The sequence below is a fragment of the Bacillus proteolyticus genome (assembly GCF_001884065.1).
Taxonomy (GTDB): Bacteria; Bacillota; Bacilli; order Bacillales; family Bacillaceae_G; genus Bacillus_A; species Bacillus_A proteolyticus.
On the sequence record NZ_MACH01000100.1, the window covers coordinates 1 to 22,231 of the forward strand.

20 protein-coding genes and 4 pseudogenes are annotated in these 22,231 nt (G+C 34.4%); 20 read left to right on the forward strand and 4 right to left on the reverse strand.

Annotation, left to right across the window (positions count from 1 at the left end; genetic code table 11):
• The first annotated feature begins 354 nt into the window (after nucleotides 1-354).
• The 3 genes from BAQ49_RS18210 to BAQ49_RS18220 all read left to right on the forward strand — a co-directional run bounded on the left by BAQ49_RS18210 (nucleotide 355) and on the right by BAQ49_RS18220 (nucleotide 3,085).
• On the forward strand, nucleotides 355-1,032 hold the full coding sequence (locus BAQ49_RS18210) for a response regulator transcription factor (RefSeq protein ID WP_083596170.1): 678 nt from the start codon (nucleotides 355-357) through the stop codon (nucleotides 1,030-1,032).
• 1 nt (nucleotide 1,033) lies between these two features.
• On the forward strand, nucleotides 1,034-2,410 hold the full coding sequence (locus tag BAQ49_RS18215) for a sensor histidine kinase (protein ID WP_071746536.1): 1,377 nt from the start codon (nucleotides 1,034-1,036) through the stop codon (nucleotides 2,408-2,410).
• 204 nt (nucleotides 2,411-2,614) lie between these two features.
• Nucleotides 2,615-3,085, forward strand: coding sequence for a DinB family protein (locus BAQ49_RS18220; protein ID WP_071746537.1), 471 nt, complete (start codon nucleotides 2,615-2,617; stop codon nucleotides 3,083-3,085).
• A 103-nt stretch (nucleotides 3,086-3,188) separates the two neighbouring features.
• Here the strand turns inward: BAQ49_RS18220 and BAQ49_RS18225 are convergent, their stop codons facing one another.
• Nucleotides 3,189-4,448: an MFS transporter gene (locus BAQ49_RS18225; RefSeq protein ID WP_071746538.1), complete on the reverse strand. Its 1,260-nt coding sequence runs from the start codon at nucleotides 4,446-4,448 to the stop codon at nucleotides 3,189-3,191.
• Nucleotides 4,449-4,518: 70 nt separating this feature from the next.
• Nucleotides 4,519-5,142: an ArsR/SmtB family transcription factor gene (locus BAQ49_RS18230; RefSeq protein WP_071746539.1), complete on the reverse strand. Its 624-nt coding sequence runs from the start codon at nucleotides 5,140-5,142 to the stop codon at nucleotides 4,519-4,521.
• Nucleotides 5,143-5,326: 184 nt separating this feature from the next.
• Between BAQ49_RS18230 and BAQ49_RS18235 the strand changes: the two genes are divergently transcribed.
• Together BAQ49_RS18235 and BAQ49_RS18240 are read left to right on the forward strand one after the other, a co-directional pair.
• The gene (locus BAQ49_RS18235) at nucleotides 5,327-6,391 is read left to right on the forward strand and encodes an ABC transporter permease (RefSeq protein ID WP_071746540.1); all 1,065 of its coding nucleotides are present in this window, start codon (nucleotides 5,327-5,329) and stop codon (nucleotides 6,389-6,391) included.
• Nucleotides 6,391-7,068 (forward strand): ABC transporter ATP-binding protein, encoded by a 678-nt coding sequence (locus BAQ49_RS18240; RefSeq protein WP_000202615.1) that lies wholly within the window; start codon nucleotides 6,391-6,393, stop codon nucleotides 7,066-7,068. The genes BAQ49_RS18235 and BAQ49_RS18240 overlap by 1 nt, the downstream gene beginning before the upstream one ends.
• A 75-nt stretch (nucleotides 7,069-7,143) precedes the next feature.
• Here the strand turns inward: BAQ49_RS18240 and BAQ49_RS18245 are convergent, their stop codons facing one another.
• Both BAQ49_RS18245 and BAQ49_RS18250 read right to left on the reverse strand, forming a co-directional pair.
• Nucleotides 7,144-8,268: an LPXTG cell wall anchor domain-containing protein gene (locus BAQ49_RS18245; protein WP_071746541.1), complete on the reverse strand. Its 1,125-nt coding sequence runs from the start codon at nucleotides 8,266-8,268 to the stop codon at nucleotides 7,144-7,146.
• Nucleotides 8,269-8,413: 145 nt separating this feature from the next.
• Nucleotides 8,414-9,007 (reverse strand): ATP-binding protein, encoded by a 594-nt coding sequence (locus BAQ49_RS18250; RefSeq protein WP_116733480.1) that lies wholly within the window; start codon nucleotides 9,005-9,007, stop codon nucleotides 8,414-8,416.
• Nucleotides 9,008-9,576: 569 nt separating this feature from the next.
• On the opposite strand from BAQ49_RS18250, the gene BAQ49_RS18255 reads away from it, so the two are divergent.
• From BAQ49_RS18255 to BAQ49_RS18325, 15 genes and pseudogenes are all read left to right on the forward strand, one after another.
• Nucleotides 9,577-10,050 carry a DUF4188 domain-containing protein gene (locus BAQ49_RS18255; RefSeq protein WP_071746543.1) on the forward strand — a complete coding sequence of 158 codons (474 nt, stop codon included), beginning with the start codon at nucleotides 9,577-9,579 and terminating at the stop codon, nucleotides 10,048-10,050.
• Nucleotides 10,051-10,340: 290 nt separating this feature from the next.
• Nucleotides 10,341-11,255 (forward strand): class I SAM-dependent methyltransferase, encoded by a 915-nt coding sequence (locus BAQ49_RS18260; protein ID WP_071746544.1) that lies wholly within the window; start codon nucleotides 10,341-10,343, stop codon nucleotides 11,253-11,255.
• A 161-nt stretch (nucleotides 11,256-11,416) separates the two neighbouring features.
• Complete coding sequence (locus BAQ49_RS18265) at nucleotides 11,417-11,842, forward strand: ester cyclase (protein WP_071746545.1); 426 nt, start codon at nucleotides 11,417-11,419, stop codon at nucleotides 11,840-11,842.
• A gap of 184 nt (nucleotides 11,843-12,026) precedes the next feature.
• Nucleotides 12,027-12,242, forward strand: a pseudogene (locus BAQ49_RS18270) (RtcB family protein); the annotation flags it as partial.
• Nucleotides 12,243-12,674: 432 nt separating this feature from the next.
• Nucleotides 12,675-13,634 (forward strand): RtcB family protein, encoded by a 960-nt coding sequence (locus tag BAQ49_RS18280; RefSeq protein ID WP_071746547.1) that lies wholly within the window; start codon nucleotides 12,675-12,677, stop codon nucleotides 13,632-13,634.
• 340 nt (nucleotides 13,635-13,974) lie between these two features.
• Nucleotides 13,975-14,670, forward strand: a pseudogene (locus BAQ49_RS33635) (polysaccharide lyase family 20 protein); the annotation flags it as partial.
• A gap of 100 nt (nucleotides 14,671-14,770) precedes the next feature.
• Nucleotides 14,771-14,903 (forward strand): annotated as a pseudogene (locus BAQ49_RS33640) (IS3-like element ISBt2 family transposase); the annotation flags it as partial.
• Nucleotides 14,904-15,008: 105 nt separating this feature from the next.
• Nucleotides 15,009-15,344, forward strand: coding sequence for a hypothetical protein (locus BAQ49_RS18290; protein WP_071746549.1), 336 nt, complete (start codon nucleotides 15,009-15,011; stop codon nucleotides 15,342-15,344).
• Between the two features lie 52 nt (nucleotides 15,345-15,396).
• A pseudogene (locus tag BAQ49_RS18295) lies at nucleotides 15,397-16,507 on the forward strand (aminopeptidase).
• A gap of 69 nt (nucleotides 16,508-16,576) precedes the next feature.
• Nucleotides 16,577-16,990 (forward strand): DUF6892 domain-containing protein, encoded by a 414-nt coding sequence (locus tag BAQ49_RS18300; protein WP_071746550.1) that lies wholly within the window; start codon nucleotides 16,577-16,579, stop codon nucleotides 16,988-16,990.
• A 90-nt stretch (nucleotides 16,991-17,080) separates the two neighbouring features.
• Entirely contained in the window at nucleotides 17,081-17,725 is a 645-nt protein-coding gene (locus BAQ49_RS18305; RefSeq protein WP_071746551.1) for a hypothetical protein, read from the forward strand.
• Between the two features lie 294 nt (nucleotides 17,726-18,019).
• Nucleotides 18,020-18,478, forward strand: a complete 459-nt coding sequence (locus tag BAQ49_RS18310) for a VOC family protein (RefSeq protein ID WP_071746552.1) — start codon at nucleotides 18,020-18,022, stop codon at nucleotides 18,476-18,478.
• Nucleotides 18,479-18,858: 380 nt separating this feature from the next.
• Nucleotides 18,859-20,085 (forward strand): DUF4073 domain-containing protein, encoded by a 1,227-nt coding sequence (locus BAQ49_RS18315; RefSeq protein ID WP_071746553.1) that lies wholly within the window; start codon nucleotides 18,859-18,861, stop codon nucleotides 20,083-20,085.
• Between the two features lie 293 nt (nucleotides 20,086-20,378).
• Nucleotides 20,379-21,374, forward strand: coding sequence for a D-cysteate sulfo-lyase (gene cuyA / locus BAQ49_RS18320; protein ID WP_071746554.1), 996 nt, complete (start codon nucleotides 20,379-20,381; stop codon nucleotides 21,372-21,374).
• Between the two features lie 132 nt (nucleotides 21,375-21,506).
• Complete coding sequence (locus BAQ49_RS18325) at nucleotides 21,507-22,136, forward strand: class I SAM-dependent methyltransferase (RefSeq protein ID WP_071746555.1); 630 nt, start codon at nucleotides 21,507-21,509, stop codon at nucleotides 22,134-22,136.
• Nucleotides 22,137-22,231 lie beyond the last annotated feature (95 nt).

The following is a 22,231-nucleotide window of genomic DNA, read 5'->3' on the forward strand; positions in this document are numbered from 1 at the left end:
CCATAAAAAATACTCCCCTTAGATAAACAGATTTTTATTTTTTATCTGTCTACCTAATGGGGAGCATATCAATCTATTTCAAAATGGATTCTTTTTATTTATCGTAAAATATTGGCTTGTAGGTATTATTTATGAACCTTTATTCCAAAGCTACATTATCATACAATCTGTTGTACTGTATTGTGGTTCTAATGCGTAGTATCTTTGATAACCTCAATAATTTCACTTAATGGATTTTAAAATTTAGCTCATTGCCATGAAAAAATTAATGCTGTAATTGTTTTTCTTTTTCTTGCAAAAAGTACAATTGTTTCTTAATGTAAGGATGTAGAAGGATGAACGAGAGAGGGTTTAATGAAGATGATACATATTTTATTAGCTGATGATGATAAGCATATTAGAGAGTTATTACATTACCATTTACAAAAAGAGGGGTTTAAAGTTTTTGAAGCGGAAGATGGAAAGGTAGCGCAAGGCGTGTTAGAGAAGGAAAATATTCATCTTGCGATAGTGGACATTATGATGCCGTTTGTGGATGGCTATACGTTATGTGAAGAAATCCGGAAGTATCATGATATACCGGTGATTTTATTAACTGCAAAAGATCAGCTAGTCGATAAAGAAAAAGGGTTCGTTTCTGGTACGGATGATTATATTGTAAAACCGTTTGAACCAGCTGAAGTGATTTTTCGTATGAAAGCTTTATTACGCCGTTATCAAATGCTGAGCGCTGACATTATTACACTTCACGGAACGACAATTGATCGTAAAGGTGTTGAAGTAAAGTGTAACGGTCAAACGATTTTACTACCGCTGAAGGAATTTGAATTATTATCACAACTTGCTAGTTATCCTGGAAGAACATTTTCAAGAGAAGAGCTAATTGAATTAGTGTGGGGGATGGATTTTGAAGGGGACGAACGAACAGTCGACGTTCATGTGAAGAGACTGAGAGATCGTTTCTCAAAACGAACAGATGATTTTCAAATTAAAACAGTGCGCGGGCTAGGTTATAAGTTGGAGTTGAAATAAGATGAAATCATTGTATTCTAGATTTGTTTTTATGACGGTTGGGATTATGCTACTTAGTAGTATAATTGGCTTTTTATTAACAAATGTATATTATCAGGTGAAGTTAAAACCGTACAATAGTGAAAAGATTTTAATGTATGCTGAGGAAGTAAAATCATTATATGAAAAGCAAAGTGAAGAGAATAAAGAGGCATATTTACAGTCAATTGCGAAATTAGGATATGAAATTTATATTGTCGATGACCAAAAGAATGGAAAACGTATCGGTAATGCGTTTCGTAAGACGACAATTAGTGATGATACTGTTCATAAAGTATTGCAAGGCGAAACATTTAATGGCGTTTCCACATATCCGACCCGCCTATTTATTACTGGTTTTTTCGATAATGAATTAATAAATAGTGTCGGTGTACCGGTGCAGCACGGTGATAAACAGTACGCTTTATTTATTCGTCCTGACATTCAAAACCAATTTGGCGAGATGCGAATTTTCTTAGCGGTATTACTTGGTTTTATCGTGTTATTAAGCATTATTTTTATAGCGATTGCAGCAGGTTATATCGTTCGTCCAATTCGTAAATTTACGAAGGCTACGCAAAAAATTGCGAGTGGTGAATATGAAATTGAATTGGACGTAAAAAGAAAAGATGAAATTGGTACGTTATCTACAAACTTTCAAAAGATGACGAAAAGTATAAAAGAATTGGATGAAATGAGACAGGAATTCGTATCGAACGTCTCGCATGAATTTCAATCACCGCTTTCTTCTATACAAGGTTTTTCGAAAACATTGCAAACAGAAAAGATGAGTGAAGAAGAAAGAAATCATTACTTACGAATTATTGAGGGCGAAAGTAAGCGAATGTCTAGTTTATGTAAACAGTTACTTACGCTAGCTTCATTAGATAAAGAAGAGAAAGTTCTACAAATTAAAGAGTTTCACTTACAAAAGCAAATTAAAGACGTTATTTTTATGCTTGAATGGAAATGGCGTGAAAAAGATATCGCCGTTGAATTTGATGTGCCGGATATTACAATACAGGGTGATGAAAACTTACTTCATCAAGTATGGAGTAACATCTTTACGAATAGCATTAAGTTTTCAAACGACGGTGGAACGATTGAATTTGTTGTAGAAGAATTCGAGTCAAGCGTGATGATCTCTATATCAGACAACGGAATTGGTATGGAAAGAGAAGAAATGGACCGTATATTTGATCGTTTTTACAAAGTAGATACAGCAAGAGCAAGAAACGTAGAAGGTAGTGGTTTAGGATTATCGATTGTGCAGAAGATTGTGGAACTGCATCAAGGGACAGTTTCCGTATTTAGTACGAAAGGGGAAGGGACGACTGTTCGGGTTGAGCTCCCTAAATAAATGCAAGGGAAGAGGCTGTTTGGAACGGCCTCTTCTTTTTTATTCGTTAGTCTACGTGTAAAGTGAAAAAATGCGAGTCAGTCTATTTTATAATTGGACTAGTTTGTGGAATAAGATTAGCAGGAAGTTTATTTGAAAATATAGAATCTCTACAGAGTTCTAAGGGTTTGATGAGATCTGTAACTATTTAGGGAGGAGATTACTTTGAAACGAGTTGACTTGTTTTTAAACGCATTAGATTCAACATTCGATAAAGAGAGTTGGTATGCACCGTTTAAACATGCTATAGAAGGACTTACAGCCGAACAGGCTATGTGGAAACCATCTGGAGAGGAAACGAATACCATTTGGGAGAATGTTAATCATCTCATTTATTATAAAGAGAGACTTGCGGCAAACTTGGAAGGCCGTGAATGGAAGCATAATCTCGACGGCGATGAAACCTTCAATCTTACCAATCAATCTAATGATGATAAGGAATGGAAGGAAGTCGTTGACCGTTCTGAAAATGCTCAACGTAATTTAAGACAGGTGTTGAGTGCAATTTCCGAAAAAGAGCTGGAACAAAATTCACTTGAGGGGAAATTACTGGACATCATGTTTCATGATGCTTATCATACGGGCCAAATTATTCAATTAAGGAAAATGCAGGGGTCTTGGCCAGCAAATCGTTGATTGAACATTCTAGTTCGTTCTATTAAAGAGCGTTATTATTGAATAAAACTTACATCCAAGCATAACCCCGTTCTAAATTTAGAACGGGGTTATGCTTGTTTTGCTATAAAGCCGCACCTTTCCCACACTCTTCCTTAAACCGAACCCCAAAAGTATCCGCTGTAATTTCATCAGCTTTCGGCAATGCCCGTAATTTCGGATGAAGTAGCCATACGAGAGAAATGAATAAAATCCCGATGCTAGCGGGCGCGAAAATGAGTTGGCTACTAAATACATTTGCAGTGTATCCGCCGATTAAAGAGCCGAATGGCATAGCGATTGTGCCCATACTTCGCATGACTGAGTTGATGCGTCCAATATATTGATTTGGAATTACAATTTGACTAATTGTCGCAAATAATATGTTGGTGGCACCAATTGGTATCCAAGCTAGGCCAAATAAAAAAATGGATAACCATTGAAACGGTACAATCGTAGAGAGAAACCAAAAGAAAGCGCCAGCCGCAAAGCTAATAATGGAAACACGGCCAACATTACGTTTACCAACCCATGAACTGAATAATGCTCCAAATAAACTACCTGCTGATATAGCGGCTAAAAAGAAGCCGTATAATTTCACACCGCCTAAAGAGTCAGCGAAAGAAGGAAGTATTGCCATCGTCATTCCGATAGAAAAATTGGCAACAACTGAACCGATTAAGAAGGCACCCATTAATGAACGAAAGACGATTGAAAAACCTTCTTTTAAATCAGAGAAATATTGTTTAGTTGATAGCGATGTATTGGTTTCTGCTTGTTTCGGCATTTTTAATGAAAAGAACAAAAGGGTAGTAATCGCGAATGTAAAGGAGTCGATTACATATAAAGTAATTGCGCCAAATAGTGCTACTAATATTCCAGAAAGAGTCGTACAAATTAAATCAATGCCTTGATACGCAAATGAAAAGAGTGAGTTTCCTTTTAATAATTGTGTTTTATTCAGTAGAAGTGGTAAAGCTTTTGATTGTGCGGGATAGGCGAATTGTTCGATAAAGGCTACGATTGGCATAATGATGAGTAGTAGTTGGACTGTTAATAGGTCGAAGTAGTGTGTAATAGGAATGATTAATATAAGAATGCATTGCAAAACTTGTGTGATAACGAGGGTGTTTTTAATTGACCATCTATCAACGAATGGACCAGTAAGAAATTGAAGTGCAGAAGGTAATAACGTAAGAAAACCTGCTAATCCAGAATAAAAAGGATTACCACTCAGTTTATATACGAGCCACATCGCTGCTACATAATATAAGCTATCTCCGATGTTTGTAAAAATTCTCCCTAAAAATAGTAAGAGGAAATTCCGGTTTTTTAATATGTCCACTTTATCTACTCCTTTGAAATAAATTTAATCGGTAAAATAAAATTGACCGTTGATGTAAAAAAAAATCGTATTACGATTTTTCTTCTTTTTTTACAAATCGCTGCATTGCTCGTTCGTCGATTTGTAGTGCAGTAGTAGAAATGTAATAAGATTTACTATTTGGATCTTTCTCCGCGTCTTTTGTGATCTCGTTTAATTCAGCCATCAATTCATAAAACTTTTTCACCCACACTTGAAATTGGTCTGGCGTGGCATCAAACTCCCAGCAGGATGAAACGTAATTCCACTCAGCTGGATTTTCACTTACTTTTCGTAATGTAAAAGCTTCTTCTGGTGCAGCGAGAATATGGCCTTTCGTCATTTCCGTCATTTGTAAAAAGATTTGGCGACCTGATTCGCTTAATAATTCTAAATGAGGTAATAGATCTGCGGCAGGGGTGAAGCCTTTAGCGACAGATTGATAAAATTTTTGAACGATGCCATTCTTTTCTTCTGTATAAACGATTTCTATAAAACCATTTTTCTCTAATTCTTTTAAATGATAATGAATTTTCGCCCTTGAAATGCCGAATTTCTCAGATAGTAGTTGTCCCGTATAAGGACGTTCGCATAGACGCATCATCATTTCGACACGTAGTGGATCGCTTATTGCTTTTAGTTGGCTATAAGTAGTTAGTGTTAACATGGGCTTCAAAATGATCAACTCCTCAAATTAAATTACTCGGTCAAGATTATTTGCCTGAATTGTATCAAGGATATTATTTATTTTCAATACTTTCAGAAAATTTAATCTTTGTAATGTAATCTTCTGTTCATATTCCGTTCATAATTCTTTTTTATTATTAGTGCATAGAAAGTAAGAGGAAGGAGCGAGCGAAATGTTTTTAGCTCTGCGTGAATTGAAACAATCAAAATTAAGATACGGATTAATCGGACTTATTATGGTGTTATTATCATTTTTAGTCCTTGTGATTTCAGGATTAGCAAACGGATTATCATATGATAATGCTTCATCGATTCAAAATATGGAGGCAAATAAGTTCGTTTTAGCAGATGATGCGGAAAATAAATTACTTCGTTCACAAATTAAGCAAGATGATGTAGATAGTGTAGTAAATCAAGTAGGCGAGAAAGAGGCTGTTCCGTTTCGTGTAAAAATTTCAACTTATGAAAAGAAAGATAGTTCGAAAAAAGTTGATGTCGCTATTTTCTCAAGTGAACGCGATTCATTTTTAGAACCAAAAATTGTAGAAGGTGAGAAATTAGGTACAGCAAACAATGAAATGGTTGCTGATGAATCAATTAAAGAAAAAGGAATCGATATTGGGGATACAATTATTGATCCTGTTTCAAAGAAAGAATTTACAATCGTTGGATTTACGAAAGATCAAATGTTTAGCCATACACCAGTCGTTTATGTAAATGAAGATGTATGGAGCGCTATTTCACAACCAAACCAAAAAGATTATAGTGCAATTGCACTTAATACAGATAAAGACATTAAAAATGCACATGTTATCGACAAAAAAGAAGTATTACAAAGTATTCCAGGATTTAAAGAAGAACAAGGAACATTGACGATGATCATTGCGTTCTTACTTGTTATCGCTGCGTTACTAATTGGTGTATTCTTCTACGTAATTACATTACAAAAAACACAGCAATTAGGTGTATTAAAAGCAATCGGTACAAAGAACACTTATTTAGCAAATAGCTTAGTCGTACAGGCGTTATTCTTATCAGTTGTGGCGATGATAATCAGTATTGTTCTTGTACAAGGGTTAGAACAAATTTTACCAGCAGGTATGCCGTTCTTATTAACAACACCGATGATTGCACAATATGCAGCAATCTTTATCGTAATTAGTATTTTAGGAACACTTATTTCGTTATATCAAGTATTAAAAGTTGATGCATTAGAAGCAATTGGAGGCGGGATGTAATGACTTCATTATTAAAATTAGACAATGTAAGTAAAGTGTACGGAGAAGGGAATACTGAAGTAACGGCCCTTCATCCGATATCGCTTGATGTGAAAGCTGGAGAGTTTATCGGAATCGTCGGTCCTTCTGGATCAGGGAAAAGTACGTTATTATCAATCGCGGGTGCTTTATTATCACCATCAAAAGGGGATATTTACATTCGTGAACAAAATATTACGAAGTTATCAGAAAAGGAAATGACAGACATTCGTTTGAAAAAAATCGGCTTCATTTTCCAATTCGCAAATCTTGTTCCATATTTAAATGTAAAAGAACAATTGCTTTATATTGCAAAGCTTAAAAAAGATAACAAACAAGAATCTGAAAAGCGTGCAGATCACTTATTAGCAGCATTTGGATTAGGAGAAAGAAAAAATCATTATCCAAATCAACTATCTGGTGGGGAAAAACAAAGGGTAGCAATCGCTCGTGCGTTCATGAACAATCCAGATTTAATATTAGCGGATGAACCGACTGCAAGCTTAGATTCAAAACGTGCACGTGAAGTTGTTGAAATGATGAAACGGGAAGTGAAAGAAAGTCAAAAAGCAGCAATTATGATTACACATGATGAAAGAATGCTTGATGTATGTGATCGTATATTGACGCTTAGAGATGGACAGTTAATACAAAATTAAACAATGAAAAAAGACAACAGTGCATATAAACGCTGTTGTCCTTTTTATTAATAATTTAAGGTAGTTATAATAGCATTATTTTGAGAATAGCGTTTTAATTTTATTGCGTGTTACTAATAAAAGTCCACCTAGAATAGATAACATTCCTAAAGCCATATTATTTGATTGCTCACTACCAGCGTTAGGAAGTTCTCTAGTATTGTTTTTCGCTGGAACAGTAGTATTGTTATTATCCGCTGTCGTTTGTTTAGGCTGTGATACTTCATTAATTTTGTTATCTACATTTTGCTTCGTTGTATGTAACTCAGCTAATTTGTCGTCAATTTTCTTCTCAGTATGTTTAAAGTCGTTTATTTTAATATCTAGGTCTTGTTTTTTCTTTGTTAAATCGTCTGAAACAGTTTGTTTTGCTTGTTTAATTTCATTTATTTTATTTATTAAATCCTGTCTAGCCTCTTGTAACTCAGCTAGTTTGTTTTTCACATCTTGTTTAGCTAGTTCTAAGTTAGCTGAAAGACTATCTAAATTTTGTTTGATTTTCTTCAGTTCTTCTAACGTGTTACCTGTATTCGGCTTGTTTTCTTTAATTTCAGCAAGTTTGTCCTCAGCAGTTTGTTTCGCTTTCTTTAACTCGGTTAATTTTTCATCTACTTGTTTTTTTACTTCCTTAAGTTCATTAACCTTTTGATCGATGTTTTCTTTATGCTGCTTAATTTCATTCACTTTTTCATCGACAGTTTGTTTATGTTCCTTAAGCTCATTAACCTTTGTATCGATATTTTGCTTATGCTCTTTAATTTCAGCGACTTTGTCAACTACTTGTTTTTTATGCTCTTTAATTTCAGCAATTTTATCCGCAGCAATCTGTTTATCTTGCTGAAGTTTTGTATCTAACTCTTGTTTCTGTTGCTTAATCTCGCCGATTTTTTCATCTGCAACTTGTTTACGTTCATGTAGTTCATTAACCTTTGTATCAACATTTTCCTTAACTTGGTTAAGTTCATTTAATGTTTGATCCACATTTTCTTTGTGTTGCTGCAATTTCGCATCTAACTCTTGTTTCTGTTGCTTAATTTCAGCTAATCGATCTCCAGTACTTTGCTGGGGAGTAGCATCATTTACTTCTGCATGAGTAGGGGTAGAACCCGCAATCATTGCTAAAGCTAGTGTAGACGCAGCGATTGTTTGTTTTGTTTTCATATTTTTGTACCTCTTTCCTATGAATAAACTCTATTGTGTAAAATTGAGCATATAAAAGCAGATTATTATATCATTATATACCATGTTCGGCGCTTAGAGGAAGTATTTGCATAATAATCTGTGATTATGTAATTCTTATAGTCTCTTATTTTTGGATAGGGGATAAATCTTCAGCAAGATGAACAATTTCTTCGATAGTAGAGTTTACATCTTTATTATTGCGAATAACAAACAAATAATCAGCCTCGTTTTCTACAGGATCTACTACATCTTCATGAAGGGATTCAGCCTGTTGGCGATTGAGAACTTCTTTGAAGCTGGAATAGTTACCTCTAAAAATATTTGTACTTCGCGTGCTTTGAGCCACTCTTTCATAAAGTACATCATCTGGGATGTCAAAATGTACTAATATACGTACATATTCGTTTTGTGGAAATAATTCGTTTAGTAAATATAATCTTCCGTTTTTACTGCGATTGGAATTACAAATGATAAGGTGTAAATTTGTATATTCTTTTGCATAATCAACGATGAATTTTGAAAGACCATGCTTAAATGTATTAGGGCCCTTAGTCGGCTGTAATTTTTCATAATGCGTGTTAATAAATTCGGCTTGGTTATCTTGATCCATAACGAAAGAGTGCGGTAACTCTTTTTCTAATGCTTTTGCAAATGTAGTTTTTCCGCTGTGTGTTTTTCCTACTGTGATGATGACTAATCTTTTCATATTGGCCTCCATAAGTATTGTTATAATCAGGAATGTTCGGTGTGAATCGACAATTTTCCTGCCAGAGAATATGCAAAGTGTCGGAGTGGTAGTGGGCTGAAAATTTTACAAATAAACTTATTTATTATGTAATTTACCAATATTAAAAAAGTGTGAAATAAGGTTCTCCTAGTCAGGAGGACCTTATTTTTGTTGTGAAAATGAAGGATTGTGATGTTGTCCTAATTCAAATGAACTAAAAATATTCTGTTTAGAAAGAGGCAAGCAATACTATCATTATTGAAATATGTATATGGAAGGGAATTTAATTTCGTTTATTTCTCTTGAAGTGAAGCATAAGGAATAATTACTTGAAGCTTTAAAAATCCCTGAAGTAAGGGAATGTTCCTGGTGAAAAGGAGATTTAGAGTAACTATTAATAATAGCTGTTAATAATAAAAAAGATGGGAAACGTATACCTTTTATTGTTAAGTGCAGCCTTTCATAATCTATGTTAAATTAATTGGAAAATGCATGGGAAAATGTTATGGTTTATTTGGGAGCTGCACATTATTTATGTTCAGTAAAAAAGGGGGATTAAAGTGGGAGCTAAAATTTTTAACGGCAGGCATATAGCCAATAGCAAGGATAAAAAATTTGTTGTTTTTATTATTGGTATGCGTATTAATAACCTATTAAAATTTTGGAAGTGGATACCAGTTTTTAACGCTATGGGACCTATGATTAAAGAATTGTATCAAAACCCACAATGGGGTTTCTTACATACAGAATTTTTATTTAGTTGGAGAAAAGTAATCTTAATTCAATACTGGAAAGGATTCGATGAGTTAGTAAACTACGCTCACGGAAAAAACCATTCATATGCTTGGAAATCATACAACAATAAGATTAAAGATAATGGGAGTGTCGGTGTATTTCATGAAACCTATCAAATAGAAAAAGGTGCTTCTGAAGCAATCTATGTTAATATGCCAAAAATAGGTTTAGCTATAGCTACCGAACACATACCAGTATCTCAAGATACTAATACTGCTAAAAAAAGAATGGGTGAATAATTTAGAATTTTTAATATTTATTTTAGTGAAAAATGAAGTATAAGAAAGACACCTCAGAGTGTTTTTCTTTTTTTCAAAAGGACCTGTTCATTAAAATAGGAATATTGTGTATGTAATTTCAATTTTCCTCTTGAAAACATACAATTTTTCGAAGTGTTAAGGAGGGCTAAAAACTTGACAAAAAAACTTATTTATGCTATAATTTACCAATATAAAAATAATGTGTATAATAGGGTTCTCCTGGCCAGGGGGACCCTATTTTTGTTGTGAAGATGAAGGAGTGTATGTGCATGAAACAAGGTGAAGCAAGTGTAACGTCGTTAGTATCAGCTTTCAGCAGGGCATACCATAGTGAATTTGATAGTTCTAAAATTTTTGATGATTATATAGCTAAAGAATTCATATCGCCAAAAGAACGTAACGAAATTGAAACGAACATGATTCAAGGAATACATTTTTTCAATAAAGGCATTGCAAAGCAGTTTCAAGATGATCCAAACGAAATATTAAAGTGGATTACACAAGTTCAATTATCACCAACACCTTTAGCACGTGCGGCATATTGTGAAAGAGTATTACTACACGAAATTACACTGGGAGCGAAACAATACGTTATACTCGGTGCGGGCTTAGATACGTTCAGTTTTAGACACCGAGAGTTAGAGAATAAAATAGAAATATTTGAAGTGGATCATCCTTCTACGCAGCAGTTTAAGAAGGAGAGAATAAAAGAAGCAGAACTTGAAGTTCCAAATCACCTTCATTTTGTTTCGATGGATTTTACGAAAGGGATTTCCTATGAACAGTTACGGAATGAAGGATTTGAACATAAAAAAACGTTCTTTAGTCTGTTAGGCGTTTCGTACTATTTAACGAAAGAGGAACTTGCTAGTTTAATAGAGTGTTTATTCGAGATGGTTCCAGCAGGTAGTTCTATTGTTTTTGATTATCCCGATGAAAACCTATTTACGGAAAAAGGGTTGTCTAACCGAGTTGAAAATATGGTGAAAATGGCAGCGGTAGGCGGAGAACCGATGAAGTCATGTTATTCTTATCGCGAAATGGAAGCATTGTTAGAGAAGTCGGGTTTACTCATTTATGAGCACTTATCACCAGAGGACATAAATAAATTATATTTTGAAGGAAGAAATGATTATTTGAAAGCTTTTGAGACGGTGCAGTATATGCATGCGGTGAAGAAGTAGATAATTAGTATAGTGAATTTTCAGGGGAAACAATTGGGATTTCTTAAGAAAGAAGAGATTTCGTCTTGTTATTGTACACATGAATCAGTTTACTTTAATAGGTAGATTAAAATAAACTATGATATGATTAGCATTGGATTTCTTAATAAGGGGGTTTTTAAATGACGCCAGAACAAATTGTTAGAAAATTTTTTGATGAAGTACGTTCGGGGAATAATCCTGACTTTTCAAATCAATTAATGGCAGAAAAAGTATTGGCACATCAAATTGTATCTGAAGAAGAACAAACAGTTTGCAGAACACCTGAAGATTATGCTGAACATGTAAGAGAGATGATTGAAGTATATGGTAACTTTTCTTTAGAAATTCAAGAATTTTTAGTACAAGGAAGTAAAGTATATGTACGTTGGAAACAAGTAGGTATGCATGTAGGAGAAATCGATGGATATGAACCTACAGGACTTCCAATCATTCAAATAGCAAGTGCAGTGTATAGAGTAGAAGATGGGAAAATTGCAGAGTATTGGATTCAAATTGATAGGTTAGGAATTCAAAACCAATTAGAGCGTAATAAAAATATTCAGTAGTTAATTCTTAGAGCTACGATTAGGCATGGAGAGAAATCTCTGTGTCTTTTTTTGTAAAAAAAGGAAATTAGCTGTAGTGATGGAAAATATAATTATAAATATATAGTATGTATTTGTAATGTTTGAATATATACTATATACGAATCGCTGGTTTGTAGAATCTAAAGGAAAGGGGAAATAGAAGATGTTGAAATTACAAGGGAAATTCAATGAAGCGAAGGTGTTTACTACTAATGTTGAAGAGACAGCAGCAGGTCAAATTATTGATCTTTGTAACCAAGAATTCGCAAAGGATAGTAAGATTCGTATTATGCCAGATACACATGCGGGGGCAGGTTGCACTATTGGGACAACAATGACAATTCAAGATAAAATTGTTCCTAATTTAGTCGGGGTTAATTAATCGGCTCAGACTTTAAACTACTCACTCAATTGACTGGGAACCCTAACGATAAAGTGAAACTTTAATCAGTGGGGGGCATTCCCCACTGATTATTAGTTGAACCAATCGGGCTTGTACGGGCAGCCCGACCCCCACCTAACTTCTTTGTTTTTGCTGAATTTTAAGGTCGAGGTCTTACTGCCCGTAAATAGCGGGATAAAAGGCGAGGGCAATCAGCAGCCAGTGGTTATGGTGACATAATCGAATGGTTCAGAGACTTGTATCAGGTTAGCAGACTGAGATACAGAATTATTCCTCATCCATTTTGAGCTGAAGAGGAATAATTAATACGGTGAGCCTACGGTAGAGACTGCATATCTCGATGACTGTAGAGAAGGTATAGTCCACTCTTTCAGGAAACTGGGAGGTAAGTACGATATTGGTTGTGGCATGGAAGTAGTAGTAATTGACAAGAAAAAAGAAGAAATCAACTTCGATCACTTAGACGAAACAATTCGTAAATTTGTCCCAAGTGGTTTTCGTATTCGAGATAAGGAACATCGATTTTCAAAAATGATTGATTTTAATAGTGTAAGGGCTCCATTTACATTACAGCGTGCTCAAAAAAGTATTGGTACACTTGGTGGTGGAAATCATTTTGTCGAACTGAATGAGGACGATAAAGCAAATGTATATATTGTCATTCATAGTGGTTCGCGTAATTTAGGGAAACAAGTAGCAGAGTATTATCAAAACCTTGCTTACGAGCAACTTATTAATGTTAAATCTATTAAAGAAGAAATCATTGAGCGTCTTACAAGAGAAGGTAGACAACAAGAAATACAGGAAGCTATACGAGGGATTAAGAAGCCATTGATTCGCAAAGAGTTAGCTTATTTAGAAGGTCAAGGATTTAAAGATTACATGAATGATATGAAAATTGCTCAAAAATATGCGGAGTTAAATCGTAAAGCAATGATGGATGAAATTGTCACTAGAATGGATTGGACAGTAACAGATCAATTCACTACAATCCATAACTACATCGATATGGAAAATATGATTTTACGAAAAGGTGCTATTTCAGCTCAGAAAGATGAACGAGTAATTATTCCAATTAATATGAGAGACGGTTCAATTATTGCATTTGGTAAAGGAAATCCAGATTGGAACTTTTCTGGACCGCACGGGGCAGGACGCATTATGAGCCGTAAGAAGGCGAAAGAAGTACTTAACTTAGAGGATTTTCAAAATACAATGACAGAAGTTTGGACTACATCTGTTGCAGAAAGCACGTTAGATGAAGCACCAATGGTATATAAGCCAATGAATGAAATTGTTGAGAATACAAAAGAGACAATTGATATCAAACATATTATTAAGCCGATTTACAATTTTAAAGCGAATTAAAAGGGGAGTAACGTTTATTATTAGAAAATATAATATTGGGAAGTAGGCATTATATTTTCTAATAATCCTCTAAAATCGATGCAGTGAGCTTTTATAGAGAAACTCCAGTTAGGCTTTTAAATACGAGACTATCAAATTTCAACCAAATGGGATGCGACGTTTTCAGCGTTATAAGGTGGAGTTACGAGAGAAAAATAAACTAGATGGAGTGTCATGAAAGATGAAAAAAATTCTTGCTATATTTGTCCTATCTGTCAGTTTACTTGCAACTGGTATCGTGTTGGTTGATATAAAAAAGACAGTGACTCAGTCGGATGTCTCCAAAAAAGAAAAGAAGTCTATGTTTAAGGAAGTAAACGATCCTATTATTTTAGAAGACAACTTTCAATCTGGACTAGAAAAATGGAAAATAGCGATCAACGAGCCGGAAAACCGTATCAACCTAGATACTGATACGATCTCGCAGCGTGTACATATAGTAGATGCGCCCGACATGACGAGGAATTACAAAGCAGTGCAGTTCGTTGTTCCACATTCTCAAGGCCAATTCCGTTCAGAAATTGCACAGCCATACGAAGAAGGGTTCCACGAACGTTGGTATTCAGCACGGATTTATATCCCGCAGGATTGGGTGTTCGACAAGAGCAGTGGCAACGATATCGTCATGCAATGGCACGCCGTACTCGGCAGTGAGCGAGTAGATCGGGATTTTCCAGAATTGGCTATTGCAGTGGAAGGTGATAGATGGAATATACAACGAGCATTTGGTTCTCCTGCGAATATAGGGCGCGATTTTAAGACATTGGATGGACTAGTGCAAAAAGGAGTTTGGTCTTCTTGGGTAATCTATGCAAGGTGGTCAGCAGGAAGTGAAGGATTACTACGAATATGGAAAGATGGAAAAGTTGTATGGGAAGTGCAAGGTCCTAATGCCTATACTACACGTGCGCGTACGCCTTACCTCAAGATAGGGCTTTACCACCCACAGTGGAAACCAAAGTATGGTGAAGTGAAACCTGGTCCGGTGAAAGAACGGAAGATTTTCATCACAGATGTCAAGATTGGAAATGAAAAGGCGACCTATCAGGGTATGGTGACCAAAAGTGATTCCTTAGAAAAGGGAAAACAGATATCCGGAACAAGTGGTAGCTCCTCATCGATTGGAACGTTAATTCGAAGCTTCAGTGCCAAATAAAAAATGGTTTACGGATGTGACGTATCTATTATTTATTGTATATATCAACGATTATGGATATCTTTAATCAAAAACACTGACAGTAGCAATGAATTTTTTGTGAAGAACAAGGAAATGAAATGTAGTGTAGTGATAGAAAATATACTGATAAAAATATGACTCTTGGAAGTAGGAGGCTTATGAAAAATAATGTAAATGTCTATATAGGAGTAGTAGCAGCTATAAGCATTTTTACCCTTTCGATAGTTTTCCTTTATTTTAATCCTTACAGCAAGCAAGTGCTTGATAAGGAAGTATATATCACTGTATTTTTCATGTTTTTACTTCCTTCTTTTCTAGCAGTAATTGCGGCAGTTACTAGGAAAAAAACTTTTATGATTGTTTGCTGCATTTGGATGTTACCAGGAACTCTTTATCTTAGTGCAGCTGCAATACCTACGTTATGGAATTTATATATTATATTTCTAATAATTTATTTTTTATCAATTGTTTGGATGAAAAAGAGAAATGCTTGAAGAGTATTTCTCTTTTTTATTAAGTTTTTGAAATGGAAGGATGAGGAGCGTGATGAAACAAGGATTATCTAAATTAGCAGATGTATTAGTCAACCATTCTACTAAAGTGCAACCTGGTGATCAAGTGTTAATTCAAAGTGTTACTGAAAGATCCTATGGTAATTCGTGAAATTATTAAAGCTGTGGAAAAAGCAGGAGGATATGCGCATGTATCAATGCGCGACGTTTCTGTTACTAGGCAATTGATTTTGTCAGGATCTGAAGAACAATTTAAGTTATTTGCAGATTGGGAATGTTATCGCTTAAGTAAGATGCAAGTATATATTAATCTTCGTAGCCCTAGAAATGCATATGAATTAGCAGATGTGCCATCAGAAAAAATGAAATTATATCAAAAGATATTTGGAAAGGCACATAGTGAGGCAGTGTATAAAACGAGATGGGTGACAACAAGAATTCCGAATACGGCTTCTGCTCAAGAAGCGAATATGAGCACTGAGGCTTATGAAAAATTTTATTATGATGTATGTACGTTAGATTACAATAAAATGTCGAAAGCAATGGAGCCATTAAAAGAATTAATGGAAAAGGCAAAACGAGTGAAGATTATTGGAGAAGGGACGGATTTGCAGTTTTCAATTGAAGGAATAGGCGTTTTAAAGGGAGACGGTACGGATAATATCCCTGATGGCGAAATATATACAGCACCTGTTAAAGATTCTGTAAATGGAGTAATAACGTTTAACACAATATCTGTTCAACAAGGTTATGCGTTTCAAAATATAAAGTTACATGTTAGACAAGGGAAAATAATAGAGGCATATGCAAATGATACAGAGCGAATGAATCGAATTCTTGATACGGATGAGGGAGCAAGGTATATTGGAGAATTTGCACTAGCGTTTAATCCCTATATATTGCACCCGATGAATAATACGTTATTTGATGAAAAAATAAATGGTAGTTTTCATCTAGCAATTGGAGATTCGTTGCAAGGTGCAGACAATGGTAATAAATCAGCGATACATTGGGATTTAGTAAACATTCAAAGACAAGAGTATGGCGGTGGTGAAATTTGGTTTGATGACGTACTAATTAGAAAAGATGGCCGTTTTATTTTACCGGAGTTGTTAGGATTAAATGAAGAGAATTTGAAAAGGTAAAGTGCTTTATTGAAATTGTGTAAAGGAGATTAAAACCCTAGGACAGGGGCAATATAGGAGGAAGTTAAAATGGGAAAGAGTGAAATGTTTCAGGATTTTAATTTTAAGTTAGTGGTAATTGAAGTTTTATTAGATAAAGAGCCACTATTTCTAAAAGAATTGAAAGACTTAATAGATAAGTATACGAATAATTTTGAATGGTATTCAGGAGCTGGACCAATTGTTGAAATTAGAGATTTTTTAGAAGAGTTAACTTTGGAAATAAGTGATTTGGAAAAGGTTGAATCCCTTTGCTTTGATGGAGGGAATGAAATTTATCATATTTTAAAGCCTGATTGGGATGGTGAAGACAGTTTATTTGATGTTATATCTGTTGAAGGATTTCAGAATCTGAAAAATTTAAAAACAGTGGAATATATTTCAATGTGTTACCCGAAAGTATTAGAACCATTAAAACAAGCTGGAATAGAAATTGAGGATTAATGAGAGGCAAGTTATGTACTAATGGAAGCGTTTTTTTTGTTGAAGGGTCGCTTTTTCTTATGTAACTAACAGAATAGAATGGAGGATATTATGATAACAATCGATAGAGATGGTGAAGCCTATTGGAGTAAAACTGTTGATTTAGGCATTTTAGGTAAATTCACTAGCATTTTTATAGATTTAGATGGATGCGATATAACAGGGGCGACGGATAATATGCTTCAAGAAGAGAAGATAGAAAAGGCTACAAAATATTATGGTAATAGATTCAAAGAGTTAGAAACAAATGTGGGATTTATAAATGAGCAATTTCTAATGTGGGTTATAACGCACTTATGTGAAATAGAATATCCATTTTGGGAATTTGGTGATGAAGATGAAAGTAGTGAAGATTATCCAGATTATATAGTAAAAGAAGAAATAAAAAAATTCGAAGATGAGAATGGACAATTGCAACATGATCCGTATAGTCCGAGCCCGATTTATAGAGAAATTCAGGAATATAATGCATATAACAATGAAGATAATTTATCAAGCTATGAAATTATAACGAAATATTTACCAGTTCTTGATTTCAAAAAACTTGTAGATACAATTAGAGCTAGTAGTATAGATACATTTGAAGATAACATAAACTTTCAAGTGAGTAGTGAGGTTTGTGGCGGAATGTTACTTTGTGCTACTTACGGAACAATCTATGTTAATAATGAGTTAGAAGTTACGCATAACTGTTAATATAAAGATTACTGATAGGGATATCGCTACACATCTATTAACTTAAAAATATTAACTACCCCAAGAGTGAAAACCGCTATTCTTACTAAAAGAATAGCGGTTTTTCATTATTTAAATATAATTTCATCTGAATTTAATGGAGATTTCACCTACAAAAGTAGTAGAAATCTTATTTGAATTTACTACTTCAGTTGGATTTATCATATTTCTATTTCTATAGAATAGTAAATAGGTATATCAGATTTTAAATTACAGTTTAACCCGTTGTTATCAATAAAGAAAGGAACAAGTAGAATGATACAGAATATATATGAAACTCATTTACATGTAAGAGATTTAGAAAAGGCGATAGATTTCTATCAAAATAAGCTAGGATTAGTATTAGCAAAAAAACTATCCAAAAGAAAATTGGCTTTCTTTTGGATAGGAGAAAGTAAAAAGCAAATGCTTGGGCTATGGGAGGTACATAATATTGATGTGTTTGAGATGAAACACTTTGCTTTTGGGGTAGATTTAGAATTTCTAAAGACTTCTAAATTGTGGTTAGAGAGTCGTGGAATAGAAGTGGTAGGAAGCCAAGGAAAAGGAAATCAAGAGCCAATTGTCCAAAGATGGATGCCAGCTGCTAGTGTATACTTTCTGGATTGTGATGGGAATAAATTAGAGTTTATTTCAATGTTACATGATGATCCAGATGAATTAGAGTATGCATCTTATTTAAGTGAATGGGATGCGGAACACCGAGAAAAATAAATAAGATGGTATCTATAAACGGGAAAAATGTTATTCTTTTTTGAAAAATATACAGAAAAGGTGGACGTTTTACTTTACCAGAGTTATTCGGATTAAATGAAGAGAACTTAAAAAAGTAGCGTATTTTATTGTGGTTATGTAACGGAAACTAAAAGATTTATCATATAAATTTACATTTATTTAATGTTAAAGGCTAGAAAGCTGGATTGGCGCGAATCGCTAATTGTGGATTGCAAAAAAAGACAAAACCTCTTAAAAAACAATTAATTTTTTACTCCATCAATCTTTACAATCCCTCCTTATAATGTGAATTGGACAAGCATCTAAGAGAAAGCAGAACATGTCAGTTTATACATTCTATTATTAGGGGGAGAATTTGTATGAAAAAGACAGTTGCCTCATTAGCTATTATGGCGGCTTTATTACCGACGTTTTCAGCACATGCAGAAGATCAAGTCCGAAAATCAGCTACAACTTTTAATGTTATTAGTGATATTCAAGGGGATTTAGGGGATTTTGATCATGTGTTAAAAGATATGAACAAAGTGACGCCACTTTCTAGAGCGCTTATTATGAATGGGGATATAACGCCAACTGGACAGCAGTCACAATATGATGATGTAAAGCGCGTGCTAAACAAAAATAAGCATCCGGAAAATGTATGGTCAACTGTTGGGAATCATGAATTTTATGCTGGAAAATGGACAGCTGATGGGAAATTATCTCAAAGCACATGGCCAAATGGTGTAACGGAGGAAACGCTATTTAACCGCTATCTGAAATTTAGTGGGCAAGAAAAGGTATATCATAAAAAAGAATTATACGGTTATCCGCTTTTATTTTTAGGAACAGAAAAATATATGAAATATCACGATTCAAAAATGTGGGACGAAGTATATATGAGTGATGAGCAATTAGGATGGTTAAAGCAAAATTTAGAAGAGTACAGCCAAAAAGATAAAAATAAACCAATTTTCATTTTCTCTCATCACGTTTTACCTGATACGGTATCTGGATCAAGACAATCACCATATTTACAAGACTATTTAAACGTCGATAAATTGTACGATATATTAAAAGACTATCCGCAAGTTGTTTTCTTTACGAGTCATACGCATTGGGATTTAAATTTACCGGACTGGGCTGGTAAAAAGAAAATTACAGGCGGAGATGAAAAAGGATTTACAGTTGTAAATACAGGCGGAATTGAAACAGGCTGGATGTCAGCTGGACCGAATGTGGGAGAGAAGACTGCTCCAGATGGATATTCATTTAAACAAGGGTTACAAGTGAAAGCATATGGTAACGATGTAATCGTGACAGCTTACGATTATAAACGTGATAAAGACATAAAGAAACTATTAATTAGCGATTCGAAAATCACACAAATGGCACCAAATGTAACAGCAGATGATAGTAAAAATATAATTGTCGGTGCAACTGAATATATGGAGTACTCTATAGATGGAACGAATGAGTGGCATACGTATAATCCAGGAAATCCTCCGAAAATTGATGGGGAAAAAATCGTTTACGTCCGTCATAAAGGAGAAATGAATTTACAGCCGGGATTAACACAGCTGCTTCGTTTTTCGGTAAATAAGTAATTGGAAGAGGGCCTACTTTTTAATGAGTGGGCTCTTTTTATTTTGTTGTTTTTTTGCCGGTAAATCGATATTTTATGTCGAATCGTTGATATATTTCAAGTTATGAACGATATATTTGAAAAATTGTTGATGTAAATTTCATGTACCGTACTGAAGTTAAAATCATTAATGCAATTGCATTTACCGAAATGAAATTCAATACATTTTTAATCCAGAAAGATGACTTCATCATTTTTACATGTAATAATAGTATCGTTACATATATTGTGAAAGAGTATAAAAGGAGCGTTACAATGAATTTAGCTAAATTCCCTAGAAAAAAATATACAGAATCATATACACCAATTGAAAAATTAAACAATTTTTCTGAAGCACTTGGTGGGCCGACTATTTATTTTAAACGAGATGATTTACTTGGTTTAACAGCTGGCGGTAATAAGACGAGAAAGTTAGAGTTTCTAGTTGCGGATGCACAGGAAAAGGGTGCAGATACGTTAATTACAGCTGGTGGTATTCAGTCAAACCATTGCCGTCTAACACTTGCAGCTGCGGTGAAAGAAAAAATGAAATGTATTCTTGTGTTAGAAGAAGGGCTTGAGCCAGAAGAAAAGCCAGACTTTAACGGAAACTATTTCTTATATCATTTATTAGGTGCTGAAAACGTAATTGTTGTGCCAAACGGAACAGACCTTATGGAAGAAATGCATAAAGTAGCGAAAGAAGTAAGTGAAAAAGGAAATACGCCATATGTCATTCCAGTTGGTGGATCGAACCCTACTGGCGCAATGGGGTATATTGCTTGTGCGCAAGAAATTATGGCTCAATCATTTGAACAAGGAATTGATTTCAGTACAGTTGTTTGTGTAAGTGGTAGCGCTGGTATGCATGCTGGTTTAATTACTGGTTTTTCCGGAACGCAAAGCAAAATTCCTGTAATCGGAATAAATGTAAGTAGAGGAAAAGCAGAGCAAGAAGAGAAAGTAGCAAAACTTGTAGATGAAACTTCAGCTCACGTTGGTATTCCAAACTCTATTTCACGCGAAGCAGTTACATGCTTTGATGAATATGTAGGACCAGGTTACGCTTTACCAACATCAGAAATGGTCGAAGCAGTACAGTTACTTGCGAAAACTGAAGGTATTTTACTTGACCCAGTTTATACAGGTAAAGCAGTAGCGGGACTAATCGATTTAATTAGAAAAGGTAAATTTAATAAAGAGGACAACATTTTATTCGTACATTCAGGTGGTTCACCAGCTTTATATGCGAATACTTCTCTATTTGCGTAAGTGTGAAAAAGCATTGGGTATCCAATGCTTTTTGTTTTGAATAAATGTTGAAATTTGATACAATGCCGTGAATATGCGATGATTTTTCAACATGCAATGGTAAACAACGATATATATAAAGGAGATTGATGTATGACAGAATTTTGGGAAGCAAGTTTTATAGAAAATCAAATGATGTGGGGATTTGAACCTTCAGATTCCGCAATTTTGACGAAGGACTTTTTCCTTGAAAAGAAAGTGAAGGATATATTGATTCCTGGTATTGGGTACGGTAGAAATGCAAAGGTTTTTATTGATAACGGAATACATGTAACAGGTATTGAAATTTCAAAAACGGCGATTGAATTGGCAAAACAAAATGAGCTTAATGCTGATTTCTTCCATGGTTCAGTATCTGATATGCCTTTTGATAACAAACTGTATGATGGTATATTTTGTTATGCACTTATTCATTTATTGAATAAGGATGAGAGAGAGAAGTTTATTAAAGATTGCTATAGTCAGTTAAAACCAAACGGATATATGATTTTTACTACTATTTCTAAAGGTGCCCCAATGTTTGGGAAGGGGAAACAACTGGGGAAAGACTACTTCGAGATAATGGAAGGGGTAAAAATGTATTTCTATGATATTGACTCGGTAAAACAAGACTTTGGAAAATATGGACTGATGGAAACTACAGAAATTGTGGAGCCACATAAAAATACGGCAAGTAAACCTCCATTTAAATTTATAATGATCAAATGTAAAAAAATACTATAATTACCATTGTGTAAAAATAGTGAAAGATTACTTAATAAGCTGCTTGAGTAAGCGATTCACTCATTGTTCTTTAAAGGCGAAGTAAGGGGAGTCAA